The organism is Sporosarcina jiandibaonis, from assembly GCF_013184495.1.
GTDB classification, from domain to species: Bacteria; Bacillota; Bacilli; order Bacillales_A; family Planococcaceae; genus Sporosarcina; species Sporosarcina jiandibaonis.
In genome coordinates this window covers 12,105-33,297 of record NZ_JAAOIY010000006.1, presented here as the reverse complement: position 1 = coordinate 33,297, position 21,193 = coordinate 12,105, and the positions used below count along the sequence as shown (strand labels likewise).

Annotated in this window: 20 protein-coding genes and 1 tRNA gene; 9 read left to right on the top strand and 12 right to left on the bottom strand. The window is 41.4% G+C overall.

All coding sequences use genetic code 11. The features are described from left to right. The first annotated feature begins 66 nt into the window (after positions 1-66). Entirely contained in the window at positions 67-765 is a 699-nt protein-coding gene (locus G8782_RS14510) for an AIM24 family protein (protein ID WP_172372477.1), read from the top strand. Between the two features lie 88 nt (positions 766-853). Here G8782_RS14510 and G8782_RS14505 read toward each other — a convergent pair whose 3' ends face one another. The 3 genes from G8782_RS14505 to G8782_RS14495 all read right to left on the bottom strand — a co-directional run bounded on the left by G8782_RS14505 (position 854) and on the right by G8782_RS14495 (position 5,058). After that, a complete protein-coding gene (locus G8782_RS14505; protein ID WP_172372475.1) occupies positions 854-1,735 on the bottom strand; it encodes an SDR family oxidoreductase in 882 nt (293 codons plus the stop codon). Between the two features lie 115 nt (positions 1,736-1,850). Continuing rightward, complete coding sequence (locus tag G8782_RS14500) at positions 1,851-3,167, bottom strand: short-chain fatty acid transporter (protein ID WP_172372474.1); 1,317 nt, start codon at positions 3,165-3,167, stop codon at positions 1,851-1,853. A 235-nt stretch (positions 3,168-3,402) separates the two neighbouring features. Continuing rightward, entirely contained in the window at positions 3,403-5,058 is a 1,656-nt protein-coding gene (locus G8782_RS14495; protein ID WP_246231705.1) for a sensor domain-containing protein, read from the bottom strand. A 99-nt stretch (positions 5,059-5,157) separates the two neighbouring features. Between G8782_RS14495 and G8782_RS14490 the strand changes: the two genes are divergently transcribed. After that, the gene (locus tag G8782_RS14490; RefSeq protein ID WP_172372473.1) at positions 5,158-6,084 is read left to right on the top strand and encodes a DMT family transporter; all 927 of its coding nucleotides are present in this window, start codon (positions 5,158-5,160) and stop codon (positions 6,082-6,084) included. 60 nt (positions 6,085-6,144) lie between these two features. Here the strand turns inward: G8782_RS14490 and G8782_RS14485 are convergent, their stop codons facing one another. Further along, positions 6,145-6,336, bottom strand: a complete 192-nt coding sequence (locus tag G8782_RS14485; RefSeq protein WP_172372472.1) for a hypothetical protein — start codon at positions 6,334-6,336, stop codon at positions 6,145-6,147. Positions 6,337-6,494: 158 nt separating this feature from the next. Between G8782_RS14485 and G8782_RS14480 the strand changes: the two genes are divergently transcribed. Continuing rightward, positions 6,495-6,986 carry a YndM family protein gene (locus G8782_RS14480; RefSeq protein ID WP_172372471.1) on the top strand — a complete coding sequence of 164 codons (492 nt, stop codon included), beginning with the start codon at positions 6,495-6,497 and terminating at the stop codon, positions 6,984-6,986. A 47-nt stretch (positions 6,987-7,033) separates the two neighbouring features. Here G8782_RS14480 and G8782_RS14475 read toward each other — a convergent pair whose 3' ends face one another. Genes G8782_RS14475 through G8782_RS14460 form a run of 4 tightly spaced genes read right to left on the bottom strand, consistent with a single transcriptional unit; the run spans position 7,034 to position 9,810 of the window. Next, entirely contained in the window at positions 7,034-7,798 is a 765-nt protein-coding gene (locus tag G8782_RS14475; RefSeq protein WP_172372470.1) for a hypothetical protein, read from the bottom strand. Beyond that, the gene (locus tag G8782_RS14470; protein WP_172372469.1) at positions 7,798-8,550 is read right to left on the bottom strand and encodes a hypothetical protein; all 753 of its coding nucleotides are present in this window, start codon (positions 8,548-8,550) and stop codon (positions 7,798-7,800) included. The genes G8782_RS14475 and G8782_RS14470 overlap by 1 nt, the downstream gene beginning before the upstream one ends. Beyond that, positions 8,537-9,430 carry an ATP-binding cassette domain-containing protein gene (locus G8782_RS14465; RefSeq protein ID WP_172372468.1) on the bottom strand — a complete coding sequence of 298 codons (894 nt, stop codon included), beginning with the start codon at positions 9,428-9,430 and terminating at the stop codon, positions 8,537-8,539. Before G8782_RS14465 ends, G8782_RS14470 begins: the two co-directional genes overlap by 14 nt. Beyond that, positions 9,427-9,810, bottom strand: a complete 384-nt coding sequence (locus G8782_RS14460) for a GntR family transcriptional regulator (protein WP_172372467.1) — start codon at positions 9,808-9,810, stop codon at positions 9,427-9,429. Before G8782_RS14460 ends, G8782_RS14465 begins: the two co-directional genes overlap by 4 nt. Before the next feature lie 226 nt (positions 9,811-10,036). Between G8782_RS14460 and G8782_RS14455 the strand changes: the two genes are divergently transcribed. After that, the gene (locus tag G8782_RS14455) at positions 10,037-11,779 is read left to right on the top strand and encodes an ABC transporter ATP-binding protein (RefSeq protein ID WP_172372466.1); all 1,743 of its coding nucleotides are present in this window, start codon (positions 10,037-10,039) and stop codon (positions 11,777-11,779) included. Then, the gene (locus G8782_RS14450) at positions 11,760-13,589 is read left to right on the top strand and encodes an ABC transporter ATP-binding protein (RefSeq protein WP_172372464.1); all 1,830 of its coding nucleotides are present in this window, start codon (positions 11,760-11,762) and stop codon (positions 13,587-13,589) included. The genes G8782_RS14455 and G8782_RS14450 overlap by 20 nt, the downstream gene beginning before the upstream one ends. Before the next feature lie 45 nt (positions 13,590-13,634). Here the strand turns inward: G8782_RS14450 and G8782_RS14445 are convergent, their stop codons facing one another. Beyond that, a complete protein-coding gene (locus G8782_RS14445; RefSeq protein WP_172372462.1) occupies positions 13,635-14,123 on the bottom strand; it encodes a YusW family protein in 489 nt (162 codons plus the stop codon). A 96-nt stretch (positions 14,124-14,219) separates the two neighbouring features. Next, complete coding sequence (locus G8782_RS14440; RefSeq protein WP_172372460.1) at positions 14,220-15,239, bottom strand: DUF2804 domain-containing protein; 1,020 nt, start codon at positions 15,237-15,239, stop codon at positions 14,220-14,222. Between the two features lie 67 nt (positions 15,240-15,306). Here G8782_RS14440 and G8782_RS14435 point away from each other — a divergent pair. After that, a tRNA-Ala gene (locus G8782_RS14435) sits at positions 15,307-15,379 on the top strand. Positions 15,380-15,647: 268 nt separating this feature from the next. Further along, entirely contained in the window at positions 15,648-16,133 is a 486-nt protein-coding gene (locus G8782_RS14430; protein WP_172372458.1) for an amidase domain-containing protein, read from the top strand. A gap of 40 nt (positions 16,134-16,173) precedes the next feature. Here G8782_RS14430 and G8782_RS14425 read toward each other — a convergent pair whose 3' ends face one another. Together G8782_RS14425 and G8782_RS14420 are read right to left on the bottom strand one after the other, a co-directional pair. Continuing rightward, a complete protein-coding gene (locus tag G8782_RS14425) occupies positions 16,174-17,022 on the bottom strand; it encodes a DegV family protein (protein ID WP_172372456.1) in 849 nt (282 codons plus the stop codon). A gap of 297 nt (positions 17,023-17,319) precedes the next feature. After that, positions 17,320-18,717 carry a dipeptidase gene (locus tag G8782_RS14420; protein WP_172372454.1) on the bottom strand — a complete coding sequence of 466 codons (1,398 nt, stop codon included), beginning with the start codon at positions 18,715-18,717 and terminating at the stop codon, positions 17,320-17,322. A 170-nt stretch (positions 18,718-18,887) separates the two neighbouring features. Between G8782_RS14420 and G8782_RS14415 the strand changes: the two genes are divergently transcribed. Both G8782_RS14415 and G8782_RS14410 read left to right on the top strand, forming a co-directional pair. Next, the gene (locus G8782_RS14415) at positions 18,888-20,120 is read left to right on the top strand and encodes a hemolysin family protein (RefSeq protein ID WP_172372451.1); all 1,233 of its coding nucleotides are present in this window, start codon (positions 18,888-18,890) and stop codon (positions 20,118-20,120) included. A gap of 108 nt (positions 20,121-20,228) precedes the next feature. After that, positions 20,229-20,774: an RNA polymerase sigma factor gene (locus tag G8782_RS14410; protein WP_172372447.1), complete on the top strand. Its 546-nt coding sequence runs from the start codon at positions 20,229-20,231 to the stop codon at positions 20,772-20,774. Positions 20,775-21,193 lie beyond the last annotated feature (419 nt).

Here is a 21,193-nt window from a genome sequence, read left to right as displayed (position 1 = left end):
TTAGCATGAAACCTATCAGCTAATGAATACGTATGTAAAGGTAGTATGTGAAAGGGGATTGGGTCGATGAGCAAATATACCATTGATGAATTTATTCGCCAGACGAAGCAAGATGAGCGGGGAAATGAATTTTTTGAACTCGAAACTCCACGAATCTTAGAAGTGAATTTAAATGACCTTGTATGGGCGAAAACCGGTTCGATGATTTCATACGCTGGGAAAATCAAGTTCGAACGCGAAAGAATGTTAGAGCATGGCCTCGGGAAGATGTTCAAAAAAGCATTTACCGGAGAAGGAACGTCTTTAATGAAAGCGACAGGAAACGGTCGACTCTATTTGGCGGATCAAGGAAAGAAAATTACGATTTTCGATTTGAACAACGAATCCATCACAGTGAACGGCAATGATCTACTTGCTTTTGAACCAAACATTGAATGGGATATCAATTTAATGCGGAAGATGGCTGGTGTCTTGTCCGGCGGATTATTCAATGTGAACTTGAGAGGCCGAGGAAAAATAGCTATCACTTCACATTACGAGCCGTTAACATTGCTCGTTAAACCTGGCGAACCAGTTATTACAGATCCGAATGCGACGGTAGCATGGTCTGGTAATTTACAACCAGAATTCCGCACCGACATCAGTTTTAGAACATTATTGGGGCGGGGAAGCGGAGAGTCGTTCCAAATGGAGTTTTCGGGTGAAGGATTCGTCATCGTCCAACCGTTCGAGGAAGGGCTGGCCACCCCGCAACCCACTTCCTAAATGCCAGGTACTGGAACTGGTGGTCACTGCAAATAAAATAAGCCCTGTTACACAGAAATCACTGTGTAACAGGGCTTTTCATTTCAAATCAGGATCCTACAAAAACACCGCCGTCAATATGAATTGTTTGTCCAGTCATATAACTCGAATCGTTAGAGGCTAAAAATACATAAGCTGGGGAATTTTCCGCAGGCTGTCCGCGACGCTTCGCTGGAGTATCTGATCCATGCTGTTTAACTTTTTCACCATCAAATGTCGCTGGGATTAGTGGCGTCCAAATCGGTCCTGGCGCAACTGCATTGACGCGTATCCCTTTATCCGCTAAATTAAGCGCAAGTGATCGCGTGAAAGAAGTGATCGCGCCCTTTGTTGCCGAATAATCCAGTAAACCAGGGGAACCGTTATAGGCTGTCACAGAAGAAGTGTTGATAATGGCATCTCCGTCAGTCATATGTTTTAATGCCGCCTTCGTTAAATAAAACAAACCGAAGAAATTTGTTTCAAAAGTTTCGCGCAGCTGGTCTTCTGAAATATTAGCGATGTCATCTTGCGGAAACTGCTTGCCGGCATTATTGACAAGAATGTTGATACCGCCAAACTCATTAACAACATCATCAATGATCCGTTCGCAATTTTCTTCTTCGCTAATATCGAGACGAATTTTAACTGCTTTAACTCCGTGTTCCTCTATAAGTTTCACCGTTTTATCCGCATCGACATCTTCGTTTTCATCAAGATAGCCAATCGCGACGTTTGCGCCTTCTTTCGCATAAGCGATGGCCACCGCGCGTCCGATTCCGCTATCGCCTCCCGTGATTAGTGCATTTTTTCCTTTTAACTTCCCGGAACCTTTGTAATTCTCATCATCGTAAATGGGAGCAGGCTCCATCTCTGCTTCAATGCCGGGCTGCTGATCTTGTGTTTGTTTCTGGACTTGTTCGTCCGCTTTTTCGTATTTGTTGTTTGTCATCTCGAAACCCTCCTCTTATAAAAGAATTATTCCCCGATATAAAAAGAGTAAACTAGTTCTGTGAAATCAAAAAAACGTCCCGGATTTTACTCCCGGACGTTTGAAGGATTACCAATTAAAAGAAAAACAAGCCAATGCTAATCACGATACCGCTTAGTAAAAGAACAAACACACAGTAACCCATGATATCTTTCGCGCGAAGGCCAGCGATTGCAAGTGCTGGCAGCGCCCAGAATGGTTGAATCATATTTGTCCACGCATCGCCCCATGCAATAGCCATCGCGGTTTTCGAATAGCTAACGCCGAGTGTTTGAGCTGCATCAAGCATGATTGGTGCTTGCACCGCCCACTGTCCACCGCCTGATGGAACAAAAAAGTTCACAAGACCTGCCGCATAAAACGTGAACAGCGGAAACGTTTCTGCAGTTGAAATGCTAACGAACCATTCGGACATGACACCCGCTAGCCCCGATGCAACCATCATGCCCATGATTCCTGCATAGAACGGGAACTGGAATATGATTCCGCCAGCCGTTTTGACCGCAGTCGCAATTGCCGCAAGGAAACGTTTCGGTGTTCCGTGAAAAACAATTCCTAGGATAAAGAAAATCAAGTTTACGATATTTAAGTTAAGATCGAATCCTTTAGTAGCGAAATGCTGTACAAGATAAACGAGACCGAGAGCGCCAATCAGCATTGATAGCAAGACGCTGTTTTCAAGCCTGTCCGCAGGTGTAATTCTATCTTTCTTTTCTTCAATTTCAATTTCATCTTCCAATAACTTCGGATCGATAGAAAACGTCTCTTCCGGTTTCGGCATCATGAAGCGGTTCAAAAGCGGCACTGAAATAATTAGTGCAATAACGATAATGATATTATAAGTTGAGAAAATTGTTTCAGACGTCGGAACGACACCCATGATCCCCGCAAATGGATGATCCGCAGTCGCGACGGAAAGCGGAATCGACCCGGCTAGTCCACCGTGCCAAATGATGAAGCCTGAGTAAGCGCTTGCAATCAATAGGCGGTAATCCACCGTTGTAACCTTTTTCGCGATTTCTTTCGCAAAAAGTGCGCCGATTACGAGCCCGAATCCCCAATTAATCCAACAAGCAATCAACGATACGAACGAAACTAGCAGGATTGCGGAACCGGGTGATTTCGCAAGATTTGCTAACGTGCTCAGCAACTTTTTGAACACGGGGCTGATTGCTAGAACATAACCTGCAACAAGAACAATGACCATTTGCATAGTAAATGAGAGAAGCCCCCAAAAACCATCTCCCCAATGCACGACCATATCAAGCGGACTCGAATCAGTCAGCCCGACGCCGAGCACGAATACGAGCAATGTCAAAATCGCGACAAAGACATATGGGTCTGGCAAATACCGTTCCATAATCGTATTCGACCATCTAGTTAAAACTTTCATATGGAAAATCCCCCTTTTAATCTATTATTTTTTCTCCCGTCCCAATATTACTACAAAAAAACCTGAAAATCGACACTTTTTAGTAAATTTATAATTATGGGCCAACAAAATAACGGAATACTCCATATACTATGCGGAGTATTCCGTTATTATCTCTTATTAACGAGCTATAAAGCTTCCTAATGGGTAAGAATTGAACTGTATTCTTTTGTAAACCGTTTATTGAAGTTTAACCTTATTTACTAAGAGGTAGATTAATATTTTGCACGGATGTCGGAAGCCCTAAATAATAGCCTTGCACGGCATCGATACCCATCTCTTCTAAAATCCTGAATTGCACTTTCGTTTCGACACCTTCGGCAATGACGTAGAATCCCATTGACTTTCCGAATTGAATCATGCCTTCGACAAGCTTTTTTGTTTGTTCGCTCGTTGTAATCGATTGGATAAATAATTTATCAATCTTAATCTTTGATATTGGCAAGTCTTGCATATAACGAAACGATGCATAGCCTGTTCCGAAATCATCGAGGGCAAACTCGATCCCTTCACTTTGCAAATCGTTCATCTGCCGAAAAATAGAACTTTCTTCTTCTGCCTTGAAAGCAAACTTCTCAGTAATTTCAAGTTGAATTAAAGAAGGTGGACACGTGGCTTTGTTTAGAATTTGCATAAATTCCTTTTTAAAGTTAGGATTATTAAATTCGCGTACAGAAGAGTTCACTGAAATCTTGAGATTATGGCCTTCTGCATGCCACTTTGCCGCGAGCCCTGCCGCTTCTTTAAGAACGAACGCACCGATCTTATCGATTAAACCATTTTCCTCAGCAACTGGTATGAGTTCATCAGGAGAAACGGTGCCAAGTTCACTATTATTCCACCGTACTAGCGCTTCGTATAAAATTACTTTGCCAGTGGAAATATCTACTTGTGGTTGATAAACGACTTGCAACTCATTTTCCAGTAATGCTGTCTGAAGCTTTCGATCAATTAATGCTTTTCTATTCAACTTTTTATGTGAAGCGGTCGACAGCGTTCTAATTCTCCCGCCGCCTTCATCGATGGTTTCTCTTGTAGCCGTCAAAGCGGTTTTCATCAAATGCGGATATGTAGATTGATCTTCTGGAAAGCGGACAATTCCACCGCTCACAGATAACTCTAATGCTGTATTATTAATATAAATGGGATGCATTTTAAGGAAATCTAGAAAACTTTCAACATACCAACTACCAAACTGGGTAAGAACGACAAATTCATTTATGCCGATACGAGCGATTGAATCATCCTTGAAAAATCGTTTCATCCGATTTGTGAAAGATTTAATAATTTCTTTCGCTTCCTCGTCAGAATGAAGGTCTTTAAGTGTGTAAAAATGGTCAATTGTGATATACACGAAAGTGAAGTGATCGTTATTCGCGATTAGTCTATTAACAGTAGACTCTAAACTATGTCGACTCATTAAACCCGTTTCATGATCAATGTAAGCAATTTTTTCGAGTCGATCACGAAGTTGAACATCTTCGGTAATATCCATTTCAAAAAGGACTATCGAAACAAGTCCTTCGTCTTCATGTTGAATCGGAATTGCCGTCATGTTGACAAAGTATTGTTCGCCTAAACGGTTTACTTTTTCAACCATGCCCGACCAGACATTTCCGGAAGAGAGCTCCGTCCATATAAGATGGGCTTGGTCTTGTCCTGCAGTTGTGTCAGGAAACATCTGCCAAATCGTTTTCCCTAAAACCCGCTTCGGCGTCCATTTACTAGTTTGCAAGAACAAATTATTCGTATACGTAATAGCGCCGCTAGCATCTAAATAGGTTGTCATATAATATTGTTCAAGGCTTTTTAAAATATTAGGTAAATCTTGAGTGAGTTTTTCATAATCCAAAGTTCATTTACCCCTTTCCCGACGTTCTATATTATCATTATAATGAAGATTGCCAAAAAAATCATTTAATTCTTGAATTTGTAAGAGGAGGAATGCAAAATGAGCAGACTAAAAGGGATTGCTATGATAATCGCTGGGGCAATGTTGTGGGGAGCAACAGGACCGATGATAGAGTGGTTATTGGCCAATACCGAGATGACCGTATCATTTATGCTTGTCATTCGACTCCTTTTTGCAGGCGTTTTGTTATTATCGATGTTGAAAATACAAGGAAACCCAATTACTTTGCCTTGGCGCTCAAAATTATGGGCTCGCCAATTGCTTATATTCGGTGTCGTTGGAATGCTAGGCGTTCAATACACATTTGTTGCAACGATCAATGTGAGCAGCGCAGTCATTGCGACACTTTTTCAATTTCTAGCGCCAATCTATATCATTTTATATGTTTCATGGATGCACCGTAAATTGCCTCCTATCGCTCAAGTAGCAGGAATGTTTGTCACGTTGATCGGCTTGTTTTTCTTGTTAACGAATGGATCATTATCGGGATTAACGATAAGTAAAGGAACCGTTTTGTGGGGGATTGTACTTGGTTTCACATTTTCATTTTACACGCTTTATCCGTCGCGGCTCATGCAGGAGTGGGGTGTCCTTGTTTCTGTCGGGTGGGCGATGCTGATTGGCGGAGTTGCATTACTCATCGTGAATCCCGTGACGGTTGTTAAGCAAAGCTATTTGCTGACTGATTGGAAAACGGCCCTCATGCTATTTCTCGTCATTATTGTCGGGACAGGCGCATTTATCTTGTTTCTCGCCAGCATGAAATACATTACGGCTATCGAAACAAGTATATTATCAAGTTTCGAACCGTTGACTGCAATTATCATTTCGATGATCTGGTTCGGACACGTACTAGGTGTTTGGCAATTAGTCGGCGCGGGTGTCATGCTGATTGGCGTCACGCAAATTTCGATTGCAGGTAGTAAAATCGAAAATGAAGCAGACATGCCGCCCGATAAAAAATAAAACCGGCAGAGACTTTATCCTCTGCCGGCAAGATGATGATTATCCATTTCACAAATCAAATTAGAAGCGATTGTCGCGCGGGTCTAAATTATTATTAGTCCGCTGCGACCTGTTATTCTTGTTTCGATTCTTCATTTGATTCACGTCAATTTCAGTTCCGAACTCAACACGGTTTCTGTTCTCGTCTTGATTGTTGTTACATGAAACTTCATCACGGCATCTGTTCGGGTTTCTGTTATTGTTGTTTGTCATGGATATTCACCTCCGTATCCTTTACTATGTGCATGAAAATAAGTTTTATCCATAAAATGAAGACAAAATTTCATTCGAAATAGCTAAAGAGTATAGATTCCTCCGTATAGAGAACAATATTTACATATTGTTAGATGGGAGGAGGGAGGAATTTTAAATTGAATTCGATACGAGCGATAATTATTAAATTCATCATGATTACAGCGGTGATATGGATTGTTTTCGGGCTTTTCGGATTTACATTTGGAGATATTATAGTTTCAAGTGTGTTATTAACCGGTGTTTCATATATAGTTGGCGACAGAATTATATTGCCGAGATTCGGAAACGTTATAGCGAGCATTGCCGACTTCGGACTTGCATTCATTATGCTCTGGTTCCTGGGATCCTATTTATTTGAACCTATTGCCGGATTGGGAACTGCTTCCTTTATCTCAGCAGCCATTATTGGAATAGGAGAGGCCGTATTCCATCGTTATTTGGAAAGGGAAGTACTTGACGATGTGACAATACCCGAAGAGTTTGATTTTAGGCGTTCGATGCTAACTGAATTCGGATCCGAAGAAGATTTTGCGCGCAATGAAAGTAATATGACCGATGAAGAAAAAGCTTGGATAGAAAGAGAAAAAGATGATTACTATAGCGATTAAAGGAAGGGAAAAACCGGTACCTAAAAAGGGTGCCGGTTTTTTAGTCATTAATCGACAAAATAAAGATAGTCTTCGTCCGAATCAACAATCTCTAATTCTGCAGGAATCTTCAGGTGAATAATAGGTGCTCTATATTCAGAGGAATAGCCAGTAGATTGCAGCTGTCGACTTTTCATTAGTTGTTGTATTAAGCCCGCATCGTAGAAAAAAGTGGCGACTGTAGTATCATTTATTGCCTTTTCTGGGATCGTCATTTTATTATCAGTCCAAATTGGTTTCGTTACATCAACAGCATTCGAGAAATCATAGTCATCTACAATAAGAAGCGGTTTATAGAGGAACTCCTCAATCCTTTGATCACCGGTTTGTTTCCGCTCAATATAAATGAATGGGCTATTGCCTTCATAGAAATCATGCTCCCATTGAATCGTTAACGTCTGCCCGGCTGGATGCGTTCTTTTTTCAAGTAATAAATCAGAATCGATGTCTTCGTGGTTCATGATTTGGTATTCGATTGAATTATATTCTTCATGATAATTTTCGGTCTCCTCAAGCGGTATAGATGAATTGTATTCTTCGTCATAATGATTTTCGATTTTATCAGGCGGAGTAGCCGAATTTATCTTTGAATAAAATATCTCAGTAACAACTGTAGTCATAATTAAGAATACGATGAAGAACGCTACTAGCTTAAAGTGCACATTTCTTTTAATGACGAAAGCAGCTTTTTGATTATTAGACTTCGTCATTTGATAGGCGAGGACTAACACGATAATAATGATTAGAATAATAGGAAGTAGATTAATGCCCATTAATTTCTCACCTCTGATCTGTTCGTAATAAGCGTCGAAATCACAAATAGGCCGAGAATTGCTACGATGAATTTTAGTGTAAATAGCAGGATGGAACGTTCAGACCCGAAGAATTTAATAATAGCCAATGCATATTCTGGACCGTTCCAAGACCCATTCATAGATGTGGCTAGAATCCATATTAACGCGAATAGGGCGATGAAAATTTTATTGGTTTGAACTAGTGAACTAATTGAGTAACCAATTAAAAAGAGTAATAAAATATAAGCAAAAGCGGTAACCAGTTGTAATAATAAGTTATTCGGGTTATCTACGATTGAAGATGAGTGAACGACCATCTCCCCATGGAATATAAATCCAAATAGTTTAATGGCGGAACCGGACAGCACCGCACTAATCCCCGCGATTAGCGAAGAGAAAAGCATGAACAGGAAATTGGATAGGTGATTGCTGAGTCGTGTTGAGACGAATGAGAAGGATTCGCTCTGTTTATTGCGAGTTGTTAGCATGATTCCAAGAACGAATGCCCAAACCATTGCGATTACGATATTCGTATCATTGGACAGCGTAATGATCGTAACTAAAGATTCATCCGATGAATAGAAAAAACTACTATTGGTTCCAACAATTGACAAAACAATTGCACCTGCTTGTAGAAGGACAAAGGTAGAAAATGAAGCTGCATTTGCATTCAATTTAAAACGGAATTGCTTTTTTACGATGTCACTAAGTGTTGGTTCATTCAAATACATCATCAATTCCTCCTTTAGGTCGATCAGTTAATGCGATGTAGGCGTCATTTGCGGAAACCGAAGCAATGGCAATACCGTCCAATTTCATCTGTTCAAGTTCTTTTTGTGTGCATTTATTTTGAATGATCCATTCTGAATAAGGACCAAGATTGTTTGTGCTAAACACTGTTTTTCCATTCGTATGGAGAGCGAGTTTCTCTTTTTTTCCTGTTAACGTAATGAACATTTCCTGCAACTCGGTAATCGAGCCATGGAAATGCGCAATTCCTTCATGGACAAGGAGGACATCTTCGAGAAGATCTTCAATTTCTTCGATGTGATGACTAGATAATAATATTGTTCTCGGATGTGCAAGGTAATCTTTTAACAAAGCGCGGTAGAAATCTTTTCGAACCGACGAATCCATTCCAGTTGTCGGTTCATCGAAAATAGTGAGTGGGCAGCGAGCAGCGATGCCGATAATAGCATTGAGAGTGCTCTTTTTTCCTTTTGATAATTGGGAATGGCGCGCATCGGGATGAAAACCAAAATAATTCACGAGACGTTCTGCCAATTTAGCATCCCAATTGACGTAGAAACGGTTGCATTCTTTTAAAACGTCAGTTACTGTCATCGGGTACGGAAAGTTCATGCCATCATCAACTAGAATCGAATTCGCGGATACTTTTAAATTATTGAACGGCTTCTCTGAAAAAACCTCCACTTTTCCCGAAGTCTCTTCAATAAATCCGACAATAAGCTTCATAAGTGTAGTTTTACCGACTCCGTTTCGACCAATTATTCCGGTAAGCACGCCTTGTTTAATCGTAAAGTTTATTTCTTTAAGCACAGTATGCGTTCGGTATGATTTCGTTACGTTAATAAATTCAACAACAGTCATTTAGTTCCCCCCTCTTTTCTCACGCGTTCTGCCTCGATCATCGAGAGTAAATGGTGATTACTTACGCCTAATAGCTCTGCTTCATCAAGCAATTCAATGATTAGCTTTCTTAATGTTTCGTTCTTACGTTTATTTAGCAACTTTTCTCGACCATCAGGTGAAACAAATGTGCCAAGCCCGCGTCTTTGGTAAACGATTTCCGCTTCTAGCAACAAAGTCAGTCCCTTCCCGGCAGTCGCTGGATTAATGTTGAAAAGCTCTGCAAGTTGGTATTGAGAGTATACTTTTTCGTCGGCAGCCAAGTTGCCTTCTATTATTTCTGTTTCAATCCAATCCGCAATTTGAATATAAATCGGTTTTGTGCCATCTACCTCAAGCAATCGCGTCACCTCCTATTCGTCAGCCAGTGCATTACTGTTGTAATGTACTATATGCTAATATAAATAAAATTTCAAGTGAATTATTTATTTTATGAAAAAATAGTCTCTCATTTCGGAAAACTTATTCAAATTGGCGTGATAATGTATACAGAACAGTCAATGTTATGGCATAATAGTGCTATCGGGTTTAGTTCGAGATACGAAAGAGTTTTGGGGGTTTAGATAGATGAGGACAGTTTTTTCTCGTGCATTCCCATATAAATGGCCGATCGCAATCGCGTTATGCTTGATGTTAATCGAACTTAGTGTCGAACTTATTCAACCGCTTCTTATTGCGAAAATTATTGACGATGGAATCGTCACGGGCGATGTGAATGTCATTTGGACTTTCGGGGGAGTCATGATGCTACTTGCATTCGTCGCATTTTCATCAGGCGTCATTAACTCTTATTTCGCGGCACATGCGGCACAAAGTTTTGCATTCGATTTGAGAACAGCGCTTTTTCGCCAAGTGCAAAACTTTTCAATGGCAACCTTTCTTCGGTTTCCGACAGCGGGGCTAATCACTAGATTGACAAGCGATGTGACGATGGTGCAAAACGTTCTATTCATGTCGCTTCGAATTATGCTGCGCGCACCGCTTACTGTCATCGGAAGTTTGATAATGGCGTTTGTGGTAAGCCCCAAGTTAGCGCTCTATTTAGTCATTGGCGCACCGTTACTAATTCTTTTCCTATATTTCATGGGTCGGACAGGCGTTAAATATTTTACGCGCATTCAAAAACGACTTGACGGAGTTAACCGGGTGATTCAAGAGAATTTGCAGGCAGTGAGACTTGTAAAAGCTTACTTGCGCGGCATGTATGAAGCTAGCCGCTTTTCAAAAGTCGCTGACATGCTTCGAAATGATACCGTACAAGCAATGCGCTTGATGGAATTAATACTGCCGATTCTTTTATTCATCATGAATATTAGCTTAATGGCGGTCCTGTGGTTTGGCGCGATTGAAGTTCGTGATGGGGGAGCGAAAGTAGGGGAGCTTGTTGCGGTCGTTAATTATGCGATGCGTTTGACTGGGGCGTTCTCGATGTTTGCATTTATCATAGTCGCGTTTTCACGTGCAAAAGCTTCATCTGAAAGAATGGAAGAAGTACTCAATGCCGATGAGGGTCTGGAGATACAAAACTCAGGGGAGATAAGCACCAGAAGGCACGAGGGAGATTTACGGTTTGAAAATGTTTCTTTCAATTATCCGGGTAAACCTGAACCGATCTTGGATAATGTGTCATTTCATGTATTACCGGGAGAAAAACTCGCTATCATGGGGGCTACGGGGTCTGGTAAGTCAACATTGTTGAACCTGATTCCGCGAATATTTGAAGCGACTGAAGGAAAAGTTTTTGTGAGTGGTAAAGAGGTCAAAGAGTGGCCATTAAAAGATTTAAGAGACACCATTGGACTCGTACCGCAACAATCTATTCTTTTTACAGGCTCCATATTGGAAAACTTATCATGGGGCGATACTGAGGCCTATGATGATGAACTTATCGGAGCAGCTAAAAAAGCGCAAATTCATGATTCAATCGATTTGTTCCCGAAAAAGTATGAAACGCGTGTCGGGCAAAAAGGCGTTAACTTGTCAGGCGGGCAAAAACAGCGTCTATCCATTGCCAGGGCGCTGGTTAGAAAGCCGTCCATATTAATCCTCGATGACAGCACAAGTGCGCTTGATGTAAAAACGGAAAGGGAACTATGGGATGCGCTTGAAAAAGAAGATGCGACAATGCTTGTCGTGACGCAAAAGATTTCAACAGCAAAAGGAGTCGATAAAATTCTGCTTCTCGATGAAGGCCGAGTTGTCGGGTACGGCACGCACAGGAATTTATTGAAACAATCTGAGCTCTATCGACGAATTGAAGAGTCTCAAACTGAAAGGGAGGTGGAGGCTCATGTTACGCGCGATTCGTAAACCTTTTGGCTATGAACCGATATTAACAAAAGAAGATATTAAAGGTCCTGGAAGAAAAAAAGGAGAGCGGGCGAGTAACTGGAAATTTGTTCTTCACCAAATATGGAAGCTCGTAGATGAACAACGCGCGCTTTTGCTGACGGTTTTAGCACTTGTTTTCGTCAGCTCAGCTTTGACGCTTTTAGGTCCTTTCATGGTTGGTAAAATTATCGATATCCATATTGTCACGTCGCAGTTTGATGGACTTGGCTCGAAAATAGGGATTCTTATCGCGGTTTACGTCGGTTTATCGGCCTCCATGTATTTTCAAAACTATTGGATGGTCGGGATAGCCCAACAAACCGTTTACCGTTTGCGAACTAACCTATTTTCTCACTTGCAAAAGTTGCCGGTCACTTTCTTTGATAAACGTCAACACGGCGAGTTAATGAGCCGCATGACAAACGACATAGAAAACGTCAGTCAGACGCTGAATACATCTTTCATTCAAGTGTTTTCAAGTATCCTTACGTTGACAGGAACAGTTGCGTTAATGCTCTACTTGAGTCCGCTCTTGACATTGCTGACCATGATGATCATACCGATCATGTTTATCGCGCTGCGTTGGATCACGCGCCGAACTGGAAAACTTTTCAAAGAACAACAACAGGCGGTCGGATCTTTAAATGGAATGATAGAGGAAACGATTTCGGGTCAACGCATCGTCAAAGCATTTTCGCAAGAAGAGCATGTCATGGAGGAATTCACGGAAAAAAGTGATCGACTCCGTCGAACAGGCTTCTGGGCATTGACGTATTCAGGTTTCATCCCGAAAGTCATGAACATGCTTAACAATGCTAGTTTCGCGGTGGTTGCGGGGATTGGCGGTTTATTGGCGTTAAAAGGGGATGGGCTTGTTACGATTGGTACAATTGTTATTTTTTCCGAGTTGGCGCGCCAATTCACGCGGCCGTTGAATGATTTGGCGAATCAATTCAATACTGTATTGTCGGCACTAGCCGGGGCAGAACGCGTTTTCAACATTATGAATGAACCCATTGAAAAGGATCAAGCGACAAAGCATAAAGATGCCGTACTAAGAGGCGATGTCGAATTTAGAAATGTCTCATTCGGGTACGCTGTTGATACGGACGGTTATACGATCAAAGATGTTTCATTTCACGTGAAAGCCGGAGAAACGGCAGCTATGGTCGGCGCGACCGGGGCGGGGAAGACAACGATTATGCAATTGCTTGCTCGGTTTTACGAAGTCGATAAAGGTGAAATCTATATCGACGGCATCCCGATAAGCGAGTTGCCGAGACAAACGCTTCGCAGCCAAACTGCCTTCGTTTTGCAAGATCCATTTTTATTCGAAGCGACTGTTTTTGAAAATATTCGTTATGGAAAACTGGACGCCACCGACGAGGAAATCATTGAAGCGGCTAAAAAAGCGAATGCGCATAGCTTTATCATTCGCTTGGAAGACGGCTACGATACTGTCCTCACTGCTGACGGGGGAGAGATTTCACAAGGGCAGAAACAGCTGTTGTCAATCGCGCGCGCACTTGTGGCTGACCCCGCGATTCTGTTGCTCGATGAAGCGACAAGTAGTATCGACACAGTGACTGAACTCGAAATACAGGAAGCCCTCGACCGACTGATGAAAGGTCGAACAAGTTTTGTCATTGCCCATAGACTGAACACCGTTCGTAAAGCGGACACGGTTTATGTCATGGAACAAGGAAAACTAATCGAATCTGGAAATCAAAAAGAGCTGATCGAACGTCAAGGCGTTTATTACAACATGTTGCTAGATTCTAAAATATAAAAACCAAAAAGGCTGAGGAGTGTTCCGCAGCCTTTTTGTATCAAGCTAATTACTTTCCTGAATAGTTAGCGTGCTATTGTCGTCGTATGTTATTTCGAGATCGAATTTTGAATAGTCCTCTATATTTAAAGACTCAAGTATTTCTCTCATTAAATCTTCTTTGGATTTATTCTCAGTATTCAATAAAACTTCATTAAAAAACTCATCGATCGCATTCATTGCTTCTTCATTTTTTAAATGGAAGTTTTCAATATTATTCTTGTATTCGGCCTCGAAAGTATCATTCTGTTTATCGACTTCGTAATTTATATCAATAGCATCTTTACCATCAATGTCGATTTCAAGATCAAAGTCTAGAAAACCGTAGCCAGCGCCATAATAATATGAACCGTCACGGTCCTCGATTTCAGCGGATATAAGTGGTTCATCTCTGCTTTCAACTGACCTTTTGTTATCATTATTATTATTTCCACAACCGACAACAAGAAACACGCTTGCGAAAATGGTGATCATAAGGAATTTGGATTTTCTCAATCGCTTCGCTTCCTTTCGTAATAATTCCTCTATTAGTATTTTGCCGCTAATTTGAGAAAATAAACAAAAACGAATTGAATGAGGTGGAGGAACCTTTTACCATTTTGCTATATGTTCTTCAGAGCAACCGAGCATTTGTCGGATTTGTAGAGTCGTGTTGTCCTGTAATCGAACATAACCATTGAAATACCCGACGAGTTGATGCACCTCGGAACGTACTAGCTTGGCATCTGTTTTAGAAATTCGCTCAAAAAAAGGCGTGAACGTTAAATTTACGTCATCTGTAAATTTTGTTCGAATTTTCCATGGTTTCATATAAAATTCACGATCATAAGTGAAAAGAACATCTTCATGGATCTTAGTCATCTTCCCGTCAATAAAAACAGCATTTTCCGTCATACCTGTGCCATCCGTCCATTGACCGCCAAAATTAAGCCCGATACGACGTCCCCCGAGACGTTGGGAAGCCATGGCCCAATTCCAACTCGCATTTCGCGGCCAGATCCCGCGCCCGAAATCGAGCACTGAAAAACTATATTCATCGTTAAAGTCAAAACGCTGTTCGCCGATTTTCACGAAACCTTTCGTCGGTAAAGTATGATGCTTTGCAGTGAATTGAAAGATGTTCCGATTTCTTGGAATGACGACGTTCAGTGTTTCATCTTCAGGCGGATGAAAGATGTGAAGGTCAGCATGAAGGACGTCATTATCAAAATCGGGTATGGAAACGGAAAGGTGCGTCTCATTCTGAAGATGGATCATTTGAACAGAAATCGTATCGTCAACAAACTTGATGCTGTCAAGAACATCTTCGGACATTTTTATTTTCCTACCACCGGGAAAGATAATTTGTTTTTCGAAAAATCTTTGCGTTTCGAAATTTAGTATATAAACGGAGCAAACCGCTGCGTAATCGAGATGGGTGATGGTGGCGGAAAAGATAATTTCTTCCCCGTAAACGCACCAATAATTCCATTTTTTCTTTCTCATAAAGTTTTTCGTTAAATTACTTGTGATTAACGGATACCGCGCAAAGCCGATTGCTTCTGGGTTAAGCAATCCTTTATCATCACAAAGAAGAACAGGTTCCGTAATTTCTCTTTCCAAATGTTGCATCGCCGCATCCCCCTGCCTATTGTCATCAATCTGAAATTCTGCTATACTTTTATTGTACCAAATTTAAGGGGGCTTAGCTCAGCTGGGAGAGCGCTTCGCTGGCAGTGAAGAGGTCGTCGGTTCAATCCCGATAGTCTCCATAAAAATAGTAGCACCTAAACCTTGTGAATATTGAGGTTTAGGTGCTTTTTTGTTGGATTGGGCGGTTTGGTCGTTTTAGGTGTCGCTTTAGTCGTTTCGTAGTCGGCTTTGGTCGAATTTTCCATGCATTAGTCGTTTTAACGTCTGCTTTAGTCGCCTCGCCGACTTCTTTAGTCGTTTGCTTAATTCTTAATCGCTTCAAAGATATAGTCGGAAATTCATGAGGTTGTTGACGCGCTCATAGATTGGAATAGGAGGAGATCAGTGTTGTACGACCGATTAGCTGCTGTGCGGTATGCGGATGAATGGTGGAATAGCTACAATCCCGCTTATCCGAAGTTCGATGTTGATTGCACGAATTATATTTCACAATGCCTTCGAGCGGGCGGGGCGCCGATGTGGGGTTATCCAAACCGGGAGAGAGGATGGTGGATTGGCGGCGGAACTTGGAGTTTTAGTTGGTCGACATCCCATTCGCTTAGATGGTATCTCGCAGGATCTAAACGAGGTTTGACTGCGACACAAGTTAGTTCCGCGGAACAATTGGACCTTGGAGATGTTATCGTCTATGACTTTCAAAACGACGGAAGATTTGATCACTCGACGATTGTGACAGCAAAAAATGGCTCGCAGCCACTCGTCAATGCGCATACGTACAATGTGAAGCATCGCACTTGGGACTATAAAGATTCCTATGCATACAGGCCGAATGCCAGGTATATTTTCTTCAAGATCAACGATAATTTCCCATGAAAAATGCAGCCCGTCTACTAACTGCGGGCTGCATTTCTATTTACTCTTCATACCACAAAACGGCAAGGGTGCCTTCGCCGGCATGGACAGCGAGCACGGAACTAATATCGCCGATTTCAACTTCAACTTCAGGTACCTGTTCATTGATGAGCTTCTTTAAATGCTCAGCCTGCTCGGGAACATTTCCTTGCATCAAATAGATTTTATTGACGCCAGCACGGTGGCCATCAGCTACTTTGTCGACCAAATATTGCAGTGCTCTTTTTTCGGAACGTACTTTATCGATGGCTTTTAGTTTGCCTTCGGTGGAAATTTGAACAATCGGCTTCACTTTTAAAAGACTGCCTAAGTAAAACTGAGCAGCACTCATACGCCCGCCCTTGTACAATTGGTCAAGTTTACCGATGAGGATAAAGTTTGTGCATTTACCAACCATCTTCTCTAACCCATCTTTAATTTCCGGAACAGTTGAACCATTTTCATGCATTTCAATCCCGCGTTGAATTAAACCTGTAATCCCATATGAAAGGGAAAGCGAATCGATGAATGTGATAGGGAAACCGGCAATTTCAGCTCCGCCTTGTGAAGATGCTAATGTACCGCTCATTTTTGCGGAAACATGAATAGCGATCGCCTCTTCGTAGTTCTGAGCGATTACTTTATATCGCTCAGAAAACTCGCCGGCGGAAGGTTGTGACGTTTTTGGAAACTCTTCCGCGTTCTTGATTTTTCCGTATAATTGCTCCGGAGTCAGATCAACTCCATCAACATATTGCTTTTCTCCGAAATGTATATTGAGTGGCACCGAAAAGAAATCCGGATGTTGTTGTAGCTCCTCAGGAACATAGGCAGTGCTGTCTACAATCCACGCTAATGGTTTTTTAGTCACTAGTAAAATCATCCTCTATTATCATTTTTTCTACTAAAAACATTATACCATGGAAAGTATTATACTTGCACATAAATATTTTCTCTATTCTCACAACGGAAAATTACAGCGAAAAACATTGCGGGAATAAACTAGCGAGCAACGGGAATAACATCACGCGTAACGGGAGCAACGCAGCTCGATACGGGAATAAAAACCCTGCCCAATCCGTTGCGGGAATAAACTGGAAAGCAATAGGAATATAAAAAACGAGTACTTGAAGAAGGGATTCAAGTACTCGCATATTCATTTGAAAACTTATTTCTTCAGTTCATCCTTACTAAATTTTTCAATCTCATAATAATAATCGCCGATAACACGAAGACCTTGATCAAAGTTTTCCAAGTGGAAGTGTTCGTTTGGCGCGTGGAAGTTTTCAGTTGATAAGCCAAAGCCCATGAGAACAACCGGCAGTTCCAATATTTCATCGAACGCGGCAACGATTGGAATAGAACCTCCGCCGCGTGTATATGCAGTCGGCACATTGTAGACCTTTTCGTACGAACGGCCCGCTGCTTGAATGGCTGGATGATCAAATGGCGTGATGAACGGTTTCCCTTTATCGAATTCAGTAACCGTCACAGTAACGCCGACCGGTTTATGTTTTTCAATATGCGCTTTTAGTTTTTCAACGATTTCATCTGGATCTTGGTCCGGCACAAGTCGACATGTGATCTTTACGCCAGCTTCAGCAGGTAGAACAGTCTTGATGCCTTCTCCGGAAAAACCGCCGAAAATGCCGTTTAGCTCAAGCGTAGGACGGGCCCACGTGCGTTCGAGGTGTGAAAATCCTTTTTCCCCAAATAACTCAGGCACATCAATTTCATTTTTCAAATCTTCTTCATCGAATCCAAGCGCTTCATAGGCCTCGCGTTCCTCATCACTCAAAGGACGCACATTGTCGTAAAAACCTTCCACAGCAATCTTTCCTTCTTTATCACGGAACGAAGCGAGCAACTCGACCATCGCATGAAGTGGATTTTGAACCCCTCCGCCGTATAAACCGGAATGCAGGTCGCTCTTCGCGCCTTTCACATCGATTTGAACGCCGCAAAGTCCTCGCAGTCCATAACAAACAGCTGGCTGTCCAGGTCCTTGCATGCCTGTATCAGATATGACAATAACGTCCGCGGAAAGCTTGTCTTTATTATCAACAATATAGCTCTCTAAATTAGGACTTCCGATTTCTTCTTCGCCTTCAATTAAAAACTTTACGTTAACCGGGAGGCTTCCTGATTCTTTCATTAACGCCTCAACCGCTTTAATATGCATGAATACTTGTCCTTTATCATCACTTGCGCCGCGAGCATATAACTTATTATCGCGGACTTCAGGTTCAAAAGGTGCGCTATCCCATAATTCAAGCGGGTCGACGGGTTGTACATCGTAATGACCGTAAACAAGAATCGTCGGTTTTCCTTCCACATGTAGCCAATCAGCGTAAACGACAGGGTGGCCATTCGTCTCATTGATAGAAACGTTCTCAAGTCCAGCCTTCGTCAATGAATTCACCAACCACTGTGCAGCTTGTTGCATATCCGTTTTGTGTTCAGATAACGCGCTAATGCTTGGAATACGTAAAAATTCATTTAATTCCTCAAGATGCGTTTCGCGTTGTTCAGTGAAATATTGGTCTAATTCTTCTAAATGCGCCAATCAAATCCCTCATTTCAATATGTTTTCCTTCTGAAAATAGTATAGCAGAATTGTGAGAAATGAAGTTAAATTGTCATGTGTTTGATTGGAAATATGGTATGATATGTGAAATAAACTAAAATCAAATTATACATAGAATAAAGAAAAACGCCCCTAGGAGGAATGTAATTTTGTTTTTCGCACTCGGATTCTTTTTGATCATGTCGTTCTTTCTTTCGGGAAGCGAAACGGCACTGACCGCAGTAAATAGGATGAAGGTCCAGCTTCGAGCTGATCAAGATGATAAAAAATCAGAAAAGCTGCTCAACTTAATTTCGAAGCCGGACCGAATGATTACTGCGATTTTGATCGGTAATAATATCGCCAATATAATGATGCCGACAATCGTAACAATGATTTGTATTGATAAGGGCTGGAAAGTCGGCATCGCAACCGGTATTTTAACGGTCGTTATTATCGTATTCGGTGAAGTGTTGCCGAAGACGATTGCCGCAACGTTTGCTGATCGAGTTGCCTATGTAGTTGCACCGACAATTTCATTGCTTGTAATAATTCTCACACCGCTCACGGCAATACTGGCAATGTTTACGAATATTTTCATTCGCATAATTTCAAAAGGAACAGTCAGGGAAGCGACTTTGACGAAAGAAGACCTTAAATCCATGATGGACATCGCGACAATAGAAGGAACTTTCGAACAAGATGAAACGCTTCGCTTAAAAGGTGTTCTTGATTTTCGTGACAAAGATGTTTGGGACGTCCTTGAGACGCATCGTACGGATGTTGTCGGTCTGCCGCTCACGGCCACTTACGAAGAAGTCCGCGACACGATTTTAGAGTTCTTCTACACGCGCTACCCTGTGTACGAGGAAAGCATGGATACCATAGTGGGGATGTTTTATTCGAAAATGTTCATCGAATGGTCTTTAGAACCTGAAAGAAAGCTCGGGGAATTCATTGACCGCGATATGATCTACGTCGTTCAAACAGCAAGTGTTGAGACCGTATTTAAAATGATGCTTTCGCAAAAGAAACATATGGCTGTTGTGCTTGATGAATACGGGGGAACGCTTGGAATTGTTACGCAAGAAGATATAATCGAAGAAATGATCGGACAAGATATTGAAGACGAAACCGATATGGAAGAAGAAGTGCTGATTTATGAAAAGACGGATGACTCCTTAACATGCCATGGTCGACTAGAAATTATAGACGCGATGGAACTAATCGGGATTGAATTGCCGACGGATCACGAAACGATTGGTGGATTTGTTCTCCAACAACTTGGTCATTTGCCGGAACCAGGCGAACGCTTTTCGTATGAAAACTTGCGGTTTGAAATCGAAGAAATGGAACGCACTCGAATTATTCGCATGAAAATCACAGCAGAAAGAGAAGATTAATTCCAAACCTTACAAGTTTGTAAGATTACTGAAAGAGAATGCGATAGTTTAAATCGTCTTTATTGCTGATAATAAGGTTAATAGCAAAAAGACGGGAGAGTAATTAAGATGACTAACAATCTGGATGCCTTGTATGAAGAATACGGTCGGTATATCTATCATCTATGTTTAAAACTAACTCGAAATAAGGAAGAAGCCGAAGACGTTATGCAGGACGTCTGGGTTAAAGTGGTTCGCTACAGTGATCGATTAGATGATATCGACCATTTAAAAGGATGGCTGACGACCATCTGCATGAACACATTCCGAGATCGCTACCGAAAAAATGTAAGGCATAGCGAACATGTTATGAACCAACCACCTACACTTGACGTTCCAATACTCGATTTGGTTCCAAGTGATACGTTAACGCCTGGTGAAATTGTTGAACAAAATGACATTCAATCAATTGTTCGCCAGAAAATTGATAAATTAGATGAAATATATAAAACGACAATCGAGTACTTCTATGTCTATCAATATTCTCTAAACGAAATTGCGGAAGAAATGAAAGTATCCATCGGAACGGTCAAATCGAGACTATTTCGTGCCAGAAAGTACTTAAAAGAACTTATGATTGACGACAAAGCGGCATACGAATATGTAATTGCCTAAAAAACACAGTGTTCGGGGACACAATTCGCATATGAATTGGTGTCCCTGTTTTTGTTGTTGCATCAACATTTAGATGCTTTATATAAACGAACTGGTACTACAATCGGCACAGGAATTAACAGCATCGCATAAATTTATGTGTCTGTGTTAATACCATTGTTAAAACACTTGCTAATTGGATATTGGGAGTAAAAAAATTTAGAAGGAAGATGAGAAATATATGCTAAAATATATTAAAGATTGTGAAATGATGTTCTTCAACTAACGGGGCAGTTTAGTTGAAGAAAAAAATTCTGATTTTCGATGAAAATATCATCTGGATTTTATCGATGATAAAAAAGTTGCAATAGTGTTCTCCAGCTAAATCAAGGGCTGGCTTTGCCTGCAAAGGCTCATGCCCATCACTCCATGTAAAGTTG